Here is a 14,884-nt window from a genome sequence, read left to right as displayed (position 1 = left end):
CTTAATGCAGATAGAATCTCGGGCTCGCGTCGGAGCGTAGCGCAGCCTGGTAGCGCATCTGATTTGGGATCAGAGGGTCGTAGGTTCGAATCCTATCGCTCCGACCACCAACATGCCGTAAAGAAACCCGTGACACTTATCCTGGTGTCGCGGGTTTTTGCTTTTTGCGCGCCGATTTCACGCGAATAACGCGAAAAATCCTGCGAGCGCCGCCTACACTGCCGAAACACGCGCGCATTCATTCAAACCAAAGCAGCAGAACTCGCCCCGCGCTGTCCATAGTTGTCGAAACTCACCTGCCGACAGAAAAACGGAGACACCGCCATGAACCTGATCCTCTGGCGTCACGCCGAGGCTGAAGACACCGCCTCGACCGATCTCGCCCGTCAGCTGACGCCGCGCGGCCGCAAGCAGGCGCAGGCGTCCGCTAAATGGCTGCGCGCGCGCCTTCCGGACGACGCCGTGATCCTCGCCAGTCCCGCCGCGCGCACCGTACAGACGGCCGAATCGCTGACGGACCAATACCGCGTCGTACGCGAGATTGCGCCGGACGCGAGCGTCGAAGCGATTCTCACGGCCGCCGGCTGGCCCGACGGCATCGCGCCGACGGTCGTGATCGTCGGCCATCAGCCGACACTCGGTCATGTCATCGCGCGTCTGCTCGCCGATAGCGGCGCGAGCTGGTCGGTCAAGAAATCGGCGGTGTGGTGGATCGAGAGCCGCTCGCGCAGCAATGGCGAACAGGCCATGCTGCGCGCGGCGATCAGCCCGGATCTCATCTGATCCACGCCGCATAGCCGGGCAACGCGAAGCAAGGATTGCAGGCGCTGCGAAAGCGTCTGGCTTACGACACGTCATCGAATCGTCACGACGTTGCCACGTGAGCGTCACCCGCCGTTACTACATTGGCGTCGAAGCGAATTTCACATTTTCGACCAGGAACGCCACATGCGAGAACTGCCGACGCCTACCCTGCCCTTCGCATCGATCCTCGAGCCGCGTCGCCGTCTGCCGCGCACGGAAGAAACGGTCACCGCCCAGCATCGTCTGCAAGTGTCGTGGGCGCGCACCGACGAGGAGCTTCGTGAAGCGCAGCGTCTGCGTTACCGCGTCTTCGCCGAGGAAATGGGCGCGCGCCTGTCCGGCCCGGCCGGCCTCGACGTCGATGCGTTCGACGCTTATTGCGATCACCTGATCGTTCGCGATCTGGACACGCTCAAGGTGGTCGGCACGTATCGCGTGCTGCCGCCGCACCAGGCAGCGCGTATCGGCCGGCTGTATGCCGAGAGCGAATTCGATGTGTCGCGGCTCACGCATCTGCGCTCGAAGATGGTCGAGGTGGGGCGCTCGTGTGTGCATGCTGACTATCGCAGCGGGTCGGTGATCATGTCGTTGTGGGCCGGTCTTGGCTCTTATATGCAGCACAACGGGTATGAGACCATGCTCGGCTGCGCGAGTGTCGCGATGGCGGATGGCGGCCACTACGCGGCCAACCTGTATGCGTCGCTGCAGGACGATGCGCTGACCACGCCTGAGTATCGCGCGTTTCCGCATACGCCCCTCCCCGTCGATGAGCTGAAGACTGGCGCGAAGGTCGCGCCGCCGCCGCTCATTAAGGGTTATCTGCGGCTTGGCGCGAAGATTTGCGGGGCGCCGGCGTGGGATCCTGATTTCAACACCGCTGACTATCTGACATTGTTCCGGCTCTCGGAAATCAATGCGCGGTATGCGCGGCACTTTCTTGGGGACGCGTTGCCGAGGTAAGTGATTTTCTTGGGTTTTCTCGTCGGGGTCCTGGTTTAGGTTTTGCCTTTGCGGCGTAGGCGTTGCCGTTTGGTGTTTTTGCCTTTGCGCCGGCATCCGCGATTCGTTAGCGTGCTTCACGCGCCGCCCCTGTGCGGGGCGGCACCTACTTTTCTTTGCCGCCGCAAAGAAAAGTAGGGCAAAAGAAAGCGGCTAACACCGCCAATCCTTGTTCTTGCCTGAGGGCCCCCAAGCGGTCCCACACCTCACACGGCAACGTCCTTGTTCGCGCATGTTGCCAACGCGCTGAATGAACGCCTCACCCGCTTCAAGCACCCGCGCACGGGCTGGCGACAGCGAATGGTATGTGCCGCCCAGGTGGCAAACTGTGTGTAGGTTGTCGCGTCGTATAGCTTGGAACTCTTACAGGGCGGAACGTGTGCGCTATCGGTCCGAAGTGAGGCGTGCGAGGCACTACGGCCTACACACAGTTTGCCACTTGGGCGGCGGTTGAATATCTGGCACGCGTGCGGCGACGCGGATGCGTGAAGCGGGTGATGAGCACCGCAAAAGCGTTGGCAACGAATGTGGGTCACGTGATTGCCGTGTGAAGCGTAAGACCCGTTGGGGGCCCTCAGGCAAGAACAAGAACTGGCGGTGTTAGCCGCTTTCTTTTGCCTACTTTTCTTTGCGGCGGCAAAGAAAAGTAGGTGCCGCCCCGCACAGGGGCGACGCTTGAAGCAAGCTAACAAATCGCGGATGCCAGCGAAAAGGCAAAACGCGAATGCCAGCGCAAACGCAAAAACACGCCCAGAGCGTCGCAGACAAAAAAACCTCAATCCTCCGTGTACACCACGCGATACGGCGTCCGAATCTTCTCCCACTCAGCCGCCTCCTGAATGAGGCTGTAGTCCGTCAGCGGGTTATTCGCAACCCACGACTGAGGCAGTCGCACTTCATACCCGCCATTCGCCTCAGCGACAGTAATCTCAGGCAACCCAGTATCCGCACGCCGCCTGCAAAACAGCGCCGCAAGCCGCAGACAGAACAGCAAATTCCACTCGATATCCCGCGTCTGCGCAAGCTTGCCGAGCTTACCGGCATGCCCCACGACGAGCGCCGCAAGCCGCGCCTGATCGGTACGCGAAAAACCCGGCATATCCGCATTGCTCGCGATATAAGCCGAATGCTTGTGATACGCACTGTGCGAAATCGACAGCCCGATCTCATGCAACGCCGCCGCCCAGCCCAGGAACATGCGGTTCTCTTCGCGCACCTCGGCATCAGGTTCTTCGAACTGGTCATAGAACCGCACCGCGAGTTCGCCAATACGCGCCGCCTGCTCGCGATCCACGCCATAGCGCCGCATGAAGCCTTCAACCGTGACCGTACGCATGTCCTGATGCTGCGAACGTCCCAGCAGGTCATACAGCACGCCAAGCCGAAGCGCGCCGTCCGTCGTGTCGACGTATTCGACGCCGAGTTCGTCGAACACGGCGATCATGATCGACAGGCCGCCCGCCAGCACGGGCACACGGTCCGGTTTCAGCGCCACGAGCTTCAGCCGGTTGACGTTCTCCGCCTTGATCAGCGCACGCTTCAAACGCTCGAGGCCACCGCGCGAAATACCGTGCGTGATGCCTGGATCATTGAAGCCGTTCGCTTCCACCAGTTCGGCCAGCGCGCGCGCCGTGCCCGACGAGCCGATGCCCTGGTCCCAACCCTCGGCCCTGTAGTCGGCCGAAATGATCTGGATTTCGCGCGAAGCCGCGAGTTCGGCCTGGCGCATCGTGTATTCGTCGACATTGCCCGCCGGAAAGAACTGGCGGCTGTGACTCACGCAGCCGATATACAGGCTTTCCATTCGAATCGGCGTGTAGTGCGAGCCGATGATGAACTCCGTCGAGCCACCGCCGATATCGACGACGAGCCGCTTGCCCGCGCTCGCCGGGACCGAATGCGCGGCGCCGGCATAAATAAGGCGCGCTTCTTCGCGGCCCGCGATCACTTCGATCGGGAAGCCGAGCGCCGCTTCCGCTTCGCCGAGAAATTCCTGGGCGTTCTTCGCGACGCGCAGCGTGTTGGTGGCGACCGCGCGCACATGATCGGGATGGAAATCGCGCAGACGTTCGCCGAAGCGTTTCAGCGCATCCCAACCCCGTTCCTGCGAAGCACGGTCGAGCATTTTTTCGCGCGACAGGCCCGCGCCGAGCCGCACGGGTTCGCGCAGCGCGTCGACCTGGTAGATCTGGCTGCCCGCCTCGGTTTCCTCGACGCGACCAACGATCAGACGGAAACTGTTCGAGCCGAGATCGACGGCGGCAAGGAGTGGCGGAGTATTGACCATCGGGTGTGAGGACCTTGTGCGCGCGGGGAAAGCCCCATGCGGGGAGCCTTCGTTGGCGCGTTGTTCAAAAGCGCCATTTTAAGCGTAGTCGTCATTACGCTGTCACCTCCGCCATTGTCGAGCGATATCGTCACACATGGCTGCGTCATATTTACGACACGACGCGGCAAAAGCGTAAAATCATGACAAAAGTCATTTCATGCAACTGTCATCATACTGTGAGAATTTCCGAGCGTCCCTTCGAGTCACCTCCCGACATTTCATTCTCACCACCGATGTCCAACCGCTATCCTCTTCTGAACCGCGAGCTGGGCATTCTGGGGTTCAACGAACGCGTGCTCGCACAGGCCGCTGACCCTGCTGTTCCGCTACTCGAACGCTTACGCTTCATCTGCATCACGAGCAGCAATCTCGACGAATTCTTCGAAGTCCGCATGGCCGGTCTTCAGGAACAGATGCGCGACAACCCCGGCGCGCTGTCGCCCGATGGCATGTCGCTGCAGCATTGCTACGATCTCGTCGTCGAACGCGCGCAGAAGCTCGTGCATCGACAGTACACGATGCTGCAGGACACCGTGCTGCCCGCGCTGGAAGACGAAGGCATCTATTTTCACGGCACGGAAGCGTGGAACGAGGCGCAGACGCAATGGGCGCGCGACTACTTCGTCAATGAACTGCTGCCCGTCCTGACGCCGATCGGCCTCGACCCCGCGCATCCGTTCCCGCGCGTGCTGAACAAGAGCCTGAACTTCGTCGTCGAACTGGAAGGCAAGGATGCGTTCGGCCGTCAGGCCGTGATGGGCATCGTGCAGGCGCCGCGCGCACTGCCGCGTCTCGTGCGCATGCCGCAGGACCTGTCCGGCTATCCGCATGGCTTCGTCCTGCTCAGTTCGCTGCTGCAACGGTTTGTCGGTGAGCTGTTTCCGAATCTCGCCGTGCGCAGTTGCAACCAGTTCCGCATCACGCGCAACAGCGAGCTGTTCGTCGACGAAGACGAAATCACGAACCTGCGCGTCGCGCTGCAGGGCGAACTGCCCGCGCGGCATCTCGGCAATGCGGTGCGGCTCGAGATGTCGGCGGGAACGCCCGCGCATCTGATGCGGCGCCTGCTCGACGAAAGCGGTCTGTCGCAGAAGGATTGCTACTTCGTCGATGGCCCGGTGAACCTCGTGCGGCTGATGCAGTTGCCTGAGATGGTCGACCGGCCCGATCTGAAGTTCGTTCCGCACATTCCCGCGACGCCGCCGCAGATCGCCAACAGCACGAGTCTGTTCGACGTGATCGATCAGGGCGACGTGCTGCTGCATCATCCGTACGAGAGTTTTCAACCGGTGCTCGAATTGCTGCTGCAGGCGGCGAAGGATCCGAACGTCGTTGCGATCAAGCAGACCATTTATCGCACGGGCACCGATTCGCCGCTGATGGACGCGCTGATGCAGGCCGCGCGCAACGGCAAGGAAGTGACGGTCGTCGTCGAACTGCTCGCGCGCTTCGACGAAGAGACGAACATCAACTGGGCGTCGCAACTGGAAGCCGTCGGCGCGCATGTCGTGTACGGCGTGGTCGGCCACAAGTGCCACGCCAAGATGATGCTGATCGTGCGCCGCGTGTCGGAAGGCGGTAAATCGATCCTGAAGCGCTACGCGCACTTGGGCACGGGTAACTATCATCCGCGCACGGCCCGCCTTTATACCGACTTCGGCCTGATGACGGCCGACCAGAAGATCTGCGAAGACGTGCATCACGTGTTCCAGCAATTGACGGGGATCGGCGGCGAGTTGCCGTTGCACGAGTTTTGGCAGTCGCCGTTCACGTTGCATCCGCGGATCGTCGACGCGATTCGTGCGGAGGCAGAGCATGCGCGTGCGGGCAAGCGCGCGCGGATCGTCGCGAAGATGAATGCTCTGCTCGAACCGACCGTTATTGCGGAACTGTACGAGGCGTCGCAGGCGGGCGTGAAGATCGATCTGATCGTGCGCGGCGTGTGCGCGTTGCAGCCGGGCGTCGAGGGGCTGTCGGAGAACATTACCGTGCGCTCGATCGTCGGGCGGTTCCTCGAGCATCACCGCATCTTCTATTTCCATGACAACGGCCGCGAGCAGGTTTATCTGTCGAGCGCGGACTGGATGGATCGCAATTTCTTCCGCCGCGTCGAAGTCGCGTTTCCGATCAACAACCGGCGGTTGAAGCGCCGCGTGATTGCGGAAGGACTGTCGGCGTTTCTCGGTGACAACCAGGCCGCGTGGCTGATGCAGAGCGATGGGCACTATCGCCGGCGCAGGCCGGGGAAATCGTCGCGCAATGCGCAGATGAGCTTGCTGACGAAGTTCTGCTCCTAATCCCCCTCTTCCGAATACAGACACCCCAGACGTCGGTGACGACGCTGTGGTGTTTTTTTTGGGGAATTCACGCTGCGTTTCGTCAAAAAATCAGACAAATACAGCACACCCGGCAAATTCCAAGACACCCGACCCGCCTCACCAAATTAAGAGTTGTCTCATTAAAGCAAAGACTCATCTCAAATAAATTAAGAGACATCGAAACGAACTCGTTGCTGGTTCGCGGAACACCCCGAAAACCCACGAGCACTCGACATTCACGGCTATCGAGATAGCAGCAGATTCATGCACGCATGTGCGGCATCGCTTTGTTCGCAAATCTCAAAATTATAGATCGTTATCCTAAATTTATTTGCTGACGAGTTTTCCATGAACAAGACTTACCGAAACGTTTGGTGCGCAAAGACGGGTACGTTTATCGCCGCAGCCGAAACCGCCAGGGCCAAGGGCAAATCGGCCCGCAGCGGCATGCGTGCGCTGACCTGCGCAACGCTGCTGACGCTCGGCGGCGTGGCGGGTGCGGCGCACGCAGGGGCGCTGGACGGTGGCTCGACGCTCGGCGGAATCGCTGCTGACATCGCGTACGGCAGCGGCGCTCAAACGACGAACGCCGCAGGCGGCAAGGCGGCCGTGGCGATTGGCCAAAACGCTTCTGCAAACAATCTCTCCGGCGCAACGCCGAACGTTGACGGAACGGTCGCCGTGGGTGACTCGGCCAGCGCGACGGACGGCGGCGTTGCCGTGGGCGGGGCGAGCTACGCAGGCTCGATGTCGACGGCGGTAGGCGCCGGCGCGACGGCGGCGACGGCTAATTCGGTGGCGCTGGGCGCGAACTCGGTGGCGAACTCGACCACGCTCGGTACGGCTGGTTTTGCGCCCGTTGGCGGCACGGCAATTTCGGCAGCGACAGCAGCGGGGGAAGTGTCGATTGGTCAGGCGGGCGCCGAGCGTCGCATTACGAACGTGGCTGCAGGTCTGAATCCGACCGATGCTGTGAACCTGAGCCAGCTGATGTCGGTAGATGCGAAGGTCAACAATATCACCAACGGTGGCGCTGGCATCAAATACTTCCACACGAATTCGACGGCGCCGGACTCGCTGGCATCGGGAAATGGTTCGGTCGCAGTCGGACCGTCCGCGCAGGCGTCGAATGGATTTACCATTGCGATCGGAAGCGGTGCGACGGCAAGCGGCGGCAGTTCGCAAGCATTCGGACTAAATGCGCAATCGTCCGGTTCATTGTCAACAGCAATTGGCCCCGGTGCAAACGCCGCGGGTCTGTATGCTACTGCTATCGGCTACAACACGAGCGCTGCGCAACAAAACACGTTCGTTATGGGAGCAAAGTCGACCGCCTCCGCTTCTGACGCCATCGCGATCGGCACCCAGTCGAAATCTGACGCAAACTCAGACTCTGCGATATCGATTGGGCGATTGAGCCGGTCTTTGAATGCCACAAATGCTCTGGCGATTGGCAACCAAGCCACGGCAGCGGCTGCCAACGTGGTCGCTCTGGGCTTTAACGCGACCGCAACGGCATCCAACTCGGTAGCACTGGGCGCGAATTCGACCACGACGGCGAATCTGGGCGCAGCCGGATACAACCCCGGCTCGGGCACGCTGTCGGGCACGGCGTCGGCGGCCAACGGCGAAGTGTCGGTCGGTTCGGCGGGCAAGGAACGGCGCGTCACAAACGTGGCGGCCGTTTCCGCAGCGACGGACGCGGTGAACGTGAGCCAGTTGCAGTCAGAAGCTGCGAAGGTCAACGCACAGGGCGCGGCGACAGCGGCAGCGCTAGGCGGCGGCTCGACCTACAACTCGACAACGGGTGCGATCACGAACCCGACGCATGTAGTGGGTGGAAGCACCATCAACAACGTGGCTGGCGCGATCAGCAACATCGACGCACGCACCACACAGAACGCGAGCAGTATCACCAATATCGACGCGCGCACTACGCAGAATTCGAGTGATATCACCAACCTGACCACGGCGATCAACAGCGGCGAACTCGGCCTCGTCCAACAGGACGATACGACCCGCAACATCACCGTCGCGAAGGCCACGGACGGCACGATCGTCGACTTCACCGGCACTGCCGGCGCACGCAAGCTGACGGGCGTGCTCGCTGGCGACGTAAGCGCATCGAGCGCCGATGCAGTCAACGGCTCGCAGCTTTACAGCCTGGCGAACTCGACGGCCAGCGCGATCGGCGGCGGCTCGACCGTCAACAGCGACGGCTCGATCTCAGCACCCAGCTACGTGATCGGCGGCACGACGATGAACAGCATCGCCGGCGCGATCACCAACATCGATGCGCGTACCACGCAGAACTCGAACGACATCACCACCATTGATGCGCGCACCACGCAGAACTCGAACGACATCACCACCATCGATGCGCGCACCACGCAAATCGCCAGCGACGTCACCAATCTCGACGCCCGCACCACGCAAATGTCGAGCGATATCACCAACTTGACCACGGCGATCAACAGCGGCGAACTCGGCCTCGTCCAACAGGACGACACGACCCGCAACATCACTGTCGCGAAAACCACCGACGGCACGATCGTCGACTTCGCCGGCACGGCTGGCGCGCGCAAGCTGACGGGCGTACTCGCTGGCAATGTGAGCGCATCGAGCGTCGACGCAGTCAACGGCTCGCAACTCTTCAACCTTGCGAGTTCGACGGCTAGCGCGATCGGCGGCGGCTCGACGGTCAACAGCGACGGCTCGATCTCGGCACCGAGCTACGTGATCGGCGGCGCGACGGTCAACAGCATCGGCGGCGCAGTCACCAATATCGATGCGCGCACCACGCAACTGGCGAACGATGTCACCAACCTGACGACGTCGATCAACAACGGCGAATTCGGCCTCGTTCAGCAAGACGCAACGACTCGCAACATCACGGTCGCAAAGACCACCGACGGCACGATCGTCGACTTCGCCGGCACAGCGGGCGCGCGCAAACTGACGGGCGTACTCGCTGGCGACGTGAGCGCATCGAGCGTCGACGCCGTCAACGGCTCGCAGCTTTACAGCCTGGCGAACTCGACGGCAAACGCGATCGGCGGCGGCTCGACGGTCAATAGCGACGGCTCGATCTCGGCACCGAGCTATGTGATCGGCGGCACGACGATGAACGGCATCGCCGGCGCAATCACCAGTATCGACGCCCGCACCACGCAGAACGCGTCGGACATCAGCAGCATCAACACCGCGTTGAGCGACATCACCGGCGGCGGAATGGGCATCAAGTACTTCCACACGAACTCGATGCTGGCGGACTCGCAGGCGATGGGTAGCGAATCGGTGGCGATCGGCGGCGCTGCCGTGGCAACGGCCGCCAACTCGGTCGCACTCGGCTCGAACTCGGTTGCTAACCGTGCAAACTCGGTTTCCGTAGGCTCGGCAGGCGCCGAACGGCAGATCACGAACGTGGCGGCGGGTACGGCCGATACGGATGCCGTCAACGTCGCACAACTGAAGGCGACGGGTCTCGTCGGCACGGACGGTGCGGCGAAAGCGGCCGTCACCTACGACAGCAACGCAGACGATTCCGTCAGCTACAGCAGCGTGACGATGGGCAGCGGCATGCCGAACATGACGCCTTCGCAGCCAGGCAACACGGTTGTCGCCGCAGGTGCCGGCTCGTATAAGAGCGGCGCGGCGCTGGGTGTCGGCGCGACCTATCGCTCGCGGAATAGCAAGTGGCTGGTCAATGGCGCAGTGTCGGTGACGTCGACGGGCGATGCAGGGGTTCGCGCTCAGGTTGGGTATGAGTTCTGATCCGAATGCGTCGGATGAGCGCTGGAGGTTTCAGGCGCTGATGTTCCGGTAGTATGAAGCCCGGTTTGCTGGTGACAGCGAGCTGGGCTTTTTTTGTTGTTGGGCGCGGTTTTCTGTCTGCGACGCTTTTCGGGTTTTTTTGGAATTTCGCTGGCATCCGCGATTTGTTAGCTTGCTTCACGCGTCGCCCCTGTGCGGGGCGGCACCTACTTTTCTTTGCCGCCGCAAAGAAAAGTAGGCAAAAGAAAGCGGCTCACACCGCCAACATTTCTTCTTGCCTGAGGGCCCCCAAAGGGTCTTACGCTTCACACGCCAACGTCCTTGTTCGCGTGTGTTGCCAACGCTTCGAATGAACGCCTCACCCACTTCAAACACCCACACAAGGGCTAGCGGCAGCGAATGGTTTGCGCCGCCCAGGTGGCAAACTGTGTGTAGGTTGTCGCGGCGTATAGCCTGACGCTCTTACAGGGTGGAACGCCTGCGCTATCGGTCCGGAGTGAGGCGTGTGTGGCGCTACGGCCTACACACAGTTTGCCACCTGGGCGGCCGTAGATTGTCTGGGCCGGCATGTGACGACGCGGGCGCGCGAAGCGGGTGAGGCGCACCGCAAGAGCGCTGGCAACGAACGTGGGTCACGTGATTGCCGTGTGAAGCGTAAGGCCCGGTTGGGGGCCCTCAGGCAGGCAGAAGAACTGGCGGTGTTAGCCGCTTTCTTTTGCCTACTTTTCTTTGCGGCGGCAAAGAAAAGTAGGTGCCGCCCCGCACAGGGGCAACGCGTGAAGCAAGCTAACAAAACGCGGATGCCAGCGAAAATCCAAAAAAAACCAAACAGCGTCACAGACAAAACGCAAAAACCAAACCCTTACGCCGCAGTCGACTGCAACCGCGCAGTCCGCGCCACAGGAAACCGCACGGTGAACACACTCCCCCGCCCTTCCTCGCTCTTAACCTCGAGCTGCGCATCATGCCGCTGCAGCACATGCTTGACGATAGCCAGCCCAAGCCCGGTGCCCCCGGTATCCCTGGACCGACTCCGATCAACGCGATAAAACCGCTCAGTCAACCGTGGAATATCCGCAGCAGGAATCCCGAGCCCGCTATCGGTCACACAAAACGTGGCCTGCCCACTCTGAGCATGCCAGCTCACACTAATCGACCCGCCGTCAGGCGTATACCGAATCGCATTCGTAACGAGATTGCCAAACGCGCTGAGTATCTCAGTCTCGACGCCCGTCACAGTAAGCGCCTCGTCGGCATCGAACGAAATCCGGTGACATCCGCCAGAAAGACTCTGCGCATCGTCCTGCAAATGCCGCACCACTGCACGCATATCGACCATCTGGCTGCTCGGCGGCTTGTTATCGCCTTCCAACGTCGCGAGCACCAGCAAATCACTGACGATATGCTGCATCCGCTGCGCCTGCTGCATCATCAGATCCAGATACCGCACGCGCTCGCTCTCGTCGAGCGGCAACTCACGCATCGTTTCGAGGAAACCGGACAACACGGTCAACGGCGTCTTAAGCTCGTGCGATACATTCGCGACAAAATCGCGGCGCATCGCGTCGGTGCGTTCGAGCTCCGTAATGTCCTGCGACAACACCAGCTTGCGATTCTCGCCGTACGGAAACACCTGCACGGAAATCACGTTCTGCCGCTTGTCGCCCATCCCGCGCATGATCAGCATCTCTTCATAGTGATGCGAGTTCAGGTAGCGGACGAAGTCGGGATGACGCACGAGATGCGTGATGTGCTGGCGCAGATCGCGTTTCGCATCGAGGCCGAAGTGCTCTTCGGAGATCGCGTTGCACCACTCGATCTGATCGTGATCGTCGAGCATCGCAACACCGTTCGGCGACGCCTGGATCGCCTGAATGAAGCGCGAGTGCTGCTGCTCGACCTGGCGCACCTGCGCGTGCCAGCGCTTCGCGAGCTTGTGCAGCCGGTAGTAGATTTCGCCCCAGATGCCCGGCGCGCTCGGCACCTCGCCATACACAGGCGCGTCGAGCAGACGCCACAAGCGCTGCTTGTGAAACGTGCTGAAAATGCCTTGCGCGAGCAGCGCGAGCACGGCGAGCGTCAACGCCGCCTTGGTGCTGACGAAAACAGCGACTGCCACGCATAGCACAGCGAGGAGCACAAGCGATACCAGGGAGCGCGCCCAGATGATGTTCATGTGTTCCTGCAACCTTGAAGACAAATCTGAAGACTACAGAGACAACAAAGCGCGCTGCGATGACATCCCGCAGCGCGCTTCGTGTTTTTCAATCAGTTTACCTTATGCGCTCTTGGCCAGGCGATACCCGCTGCCCCGCACCGTCTCGATCATCGCATCGCAGCCGGCCGGCTTGAGCGCGGCGCGCAGACGCTTGATGTGCACGTCGACCGTGCGCTCTTCGACGAACACATGGTCGCCCCACACCTGATCGAGCAATTGCGTGCGGCTGTGGACACGCTCCGGGTGCGTCATGAAGAAGTGCAGCAGACGGAATTCCGTCGGACCCAGATCGAGCTTGATCTCGCTGCCTTCCGCATGCGCCGCGACGCGATGCGTGGCCGGGTCCAGCTTAAGCCCGTTGATCGCAACCACGTCTTCCGTCAGCTGCGGCGCGCGGCGGCGCAGCACCGCCTTGATGCGCGCCATCAGTTCCTTCGGCGAGAACGGCTTCGTCACGTAGTCGTCGGCGCCGATTTCGAGGCCCAGCACCTTGTCCTGCTCGTCGCCGCGCGCCGTCAGCATGATGATCGGAATGTGCTTGGTGCGCTCGTTGTTGCGCAGGTCGCGCGCGAACGCAATACCCGATTTGCCCGGCAGCATCCAGTCGAGCAGCACGAGATCGGGAAGCACATCGCTGATCAGGTTCTGCGCCTGTTCGGCGTTGTACGCACGAATCGGACAATGGCCCGCGTGTTGCAAGTTGACCGAGATCAGCTCGGAAATAGCGGGTTCATCTTCGATAACGAGAATACTGCTGGGCATCGGCGCCTCTTGATAAACGAAATGCGATGAAAACGGTTCGCGTGAGCGGATAAACGCATCCGCTCACGAATCAACTCAGCACTCAGCTGAGCGCCTCGCGTTCGAGCGCGTCGCGGCCCATGTGGCGCACGTCCGTGCCCTTCACCACGTAAATGATGAACTCGGCGATGTTCTTCGAGTGATCGCCGATCCGCTCGATCGCCTTCGCGATGAACAGGAAATCGAGCCCGACGGAGATCAGGCGCGGATCTTCCGTCATGTACGAAATCAGCTTGCGCACGAACGCGCGGAATTCCTCGTCGATCGCCTTGTCGTCGCGCACGATCTGCGCGGCGGCCACCGTGTCGAGGCGCGCGAATGCATCGAGCGCGCGGCGCAGGATGCTCACGGCCATATCGCCCGACAGCTTGATCTCGGCGATGTTGATCGTGCGCGATGCGCCGTCTTCGGACAGTCGCTTGGTGCGCTTGGCGATCTTCTCGGCTTCGTCGCCGGCGCGCTCGAGGTTGGTGATGGTCTTCGAGATCGCCATCACGAGGCGCAGGTCGCGCGCCGTCGGCTGACGCCGCGCGATGATGTTGCTGCACTCTTCGTCGATCTCGACTTCCATCTGGTTCAGACGCTCTTCGGCGGCGATCACCTGATCGGCGATGCCAACATCGAATTCGTTCAGCGCATTCATCGCAGCGACGATCTGCGCCTCGACGAGGCCGCCCATTTCGAGCACCTTCGAAGACACGGCGTTCAGATCGGCGTCGAACTGGCTGGACAGGTGTTTGTCGGACATGTCGTACTCCCTAAGCTCGTGCGCTCAGCGCTTAGCCGAAACGGCCCGTGATGTAGTCTTCCGTTTCCTTGCGGACCGGCTTGATGAAGATCTTTTCGGTATCACCGAACTCGATCAGCTCACCCAGGTACATATACGCAGTGTAGTCCGAACAACGCGCCGCCTGCTGCATGTTGTGCGTAACGATCACCACCGTATAGTCACTCTTCAGTTCGGCGATCAGTTCTTCGATGCGCCCCGTCGAAATCGGGTCGAGCGCCGAGCACGGTTCGTCGAGCAGCAGCACTTCCGGACGGATCGCAATGCCGCGCGCGATACACAGACGCTGCTGCTGGCCGCCCGACAGACCGTAGCCGCTCTGGCCGAGCTTGTCCTTCACTTCGTTCCACAACGCCGCCTTGGTCAGCGCCCATTCGACGCGATCGTCCATCTCGGAACGCGACAGCGTTTCGAACATCTTCACGCCGAATGCGATGTTGTCGTAGATCGACATCGGGAACGGCGTCGGCTTCTGGAACACCATGCCGATGCGCGCGCGCAGCAGCGAAATGTCGCGCTTCGTCGTGAGCAGGTTTTCGCCGTCCATCAGGATTTCGCCTTCGGCGCGCTGCTCCGGATAGAGCGCGTACATCTTGTTGAACGTGCGCAGCAGCGTCGACTTGCCGCAACCCGACGGGCCGATGAACGCGGTCACCTTGCCCTCGGGAATCCGCAGGTTGATGTTCTTCAGCGCGTGATACTTGTTGTAGAAGAAGTTCAGGTTGTTGACTTCGATCTTCGGGCGCGAGGGCGCTGCCGCCTGACCGCTCTGCGCCGGGTCGAAACCGGCGGGTGCCGCCGGGCGTTCGACGGGATTCAGGTGAGTTTCTGCCATGTTCATCGGATCGCTCCGC

General features: G+C 61.3%; 9 protein-coding genes and 1 tRNA gene. 5 read left to right on the top strand and 5 right to left on the bottom strand.

Going from position 1 to position 14,884, the window contains the following annotated elements:
• The first annotated feature begins 30 nt into the window (after positions 1-30).
• The 3 genes from H1204_RS05305 to H1204_RS05295 all read left to right on the top strand — a co-directional run bounded on the left by H1204_RS05305 (position 31) and on the right by H1204_RS05295 (position 1,764).
• A tRNA-Pro gene (locus tag H1204_RS05305) sits at positions 31-107 on the top strand.
• A 217-nt stretch (positions 108-324) separates the two neighbouring features.
• Positions 325-783, top strand: coding sequence for a histidine phosphatase family protein (locus H1204_RS05300; protein WP_180730246.1), 459 nt, complete (start codon positions 325-327; stop codon positions 781-783).
• Between the two features lie 165 nt (positions 784-948).
• Positions 949-1,764, top strand: coding sequence for a GNAT family N-acyltransferase (locus tag H1204_RS05295; RefSeq protein WP_180730244.1), 816 nt, complete (start codon positions 949-951; stop codon positions 1,762-1,764).
• Positions 1,765-2,578: 814 nt separating this feature from the next.
• Here H1204_RS05295 and ppx read toward each other — a convergent pair.
• Positions 2,579-4,090: an exopolyphosphatase gene (gene ppx / locus H1204_RS05290; RefSeq protein ID WP_180730243.1), complete on the bottom strand. Its 1,512-nt coding sequence runs from the start codon at positions 4,088-4,090 to the stop codon at positions 2,579-2,581.
• A 275-nt stretch (positions 4,091-4,365) separates the two neighbouring features.
• On the opposite strand from ppx, the gene ppk1 reads away from it, so the two are divergent.
• Positions 4,366-6,429 (top strand): polyphosphate kinase 1, encoded by a 2,064-nt coding sequence (ppk1, locus tag H1204_RS05285; RefSeq protein ID WP_180730241.1) that lies wholly within the window; start codon positions 4,366-4,368, stop codon positions 6,427-6,429.
• Positions 6,430-6,798: 369 nt separating this feature from the next.
• Positions 6,799-10,224: an ESPR-type extended signal peptide-containing protein gene (locus H1204_RS05280; protein WP_180730239.1), complete on the top strand. Its 3,426-nt coding sequence runs from the start codon at positions 6,799-6,801 to the stop codon at positions 10,222-10,224.
• Between the two features lie 862 nt (positions 10,225-11,086).
• On the opposite strand, the gene phoR is transcribed toward H1204_RS05280, so the two are convergent.
• From phoR to pstB, 4 genes are all read right to left on the bottom strand, one after another.
• Positions 11,087-12,400, bottom strand: coding sequence for a phosphate regulon sensor histidine kinase PhoR (phoR, locus tag H1204_RS05275; RefSeq protein ID WP_180730238.1), 1,314 nt, complete (start codon positions 12,398-12,400; stop codon positions 11,087-11,089).
• A 102-nt stretch (positions 12,401-12,502) separates the two neighbouring features.
• Positions 12,503-13,204, bottom strand: coding sequence for a phosphate regulon transcriptional regulator PhoB (gene phoB / locus H1204_RS05270; RefSeq protein ID WP_006051991.1), 702 nt, complete (start codon positions 13,202-13,204; stop codon positions 12,503-12,505).
• 82 nt (positions 13,205-13,286) lie between these two features.
• Positions 13,287-13,991 (bottom strand): phosphate signaling complex protein PhoU, encoded by a 705-nt coding sequence (gene phoU, locus H1204_RS05265; protein ID WP_180730236.1) that lies wholly within the window; start codon positions 13,989-13,991, stop codon positions 13,287-13,289.
• 31 nt (positions 13,992-14,022) lie between these two features.
• The gene (gene pstB / locus H1204_RS05260) at positions 14,023-14,871 is read right to left on the bottom strand and encodes a phosphate ABC transporter ATP-binding protein PstB (RefSeq protein ID WP_180730234.1); all 849 of its coding nucleotides are present in this window, start codon (positions 14,869-14,871) and stop codon (positions 14,023-14,025) included.
• Between the last annotated feature and the right edge of the window lie 13 nt (positions 14,872-14,884).

The organism is Paraburkholderia sp. PGU19 (assembly GCF_013426915.1).
In the GTDB taxonomy this organism is placed as follows: Bacteria; Pseudomonadota; Gammaproteobacteria; order Burkholderiales; family Burkholderiaceae; genus Paraburkholderia.
The sequence above is the reverse complement of the archived record's forward strand: the minus strand, read 5'-3'. Positions and strand labels throughout refer to the sequence as shown.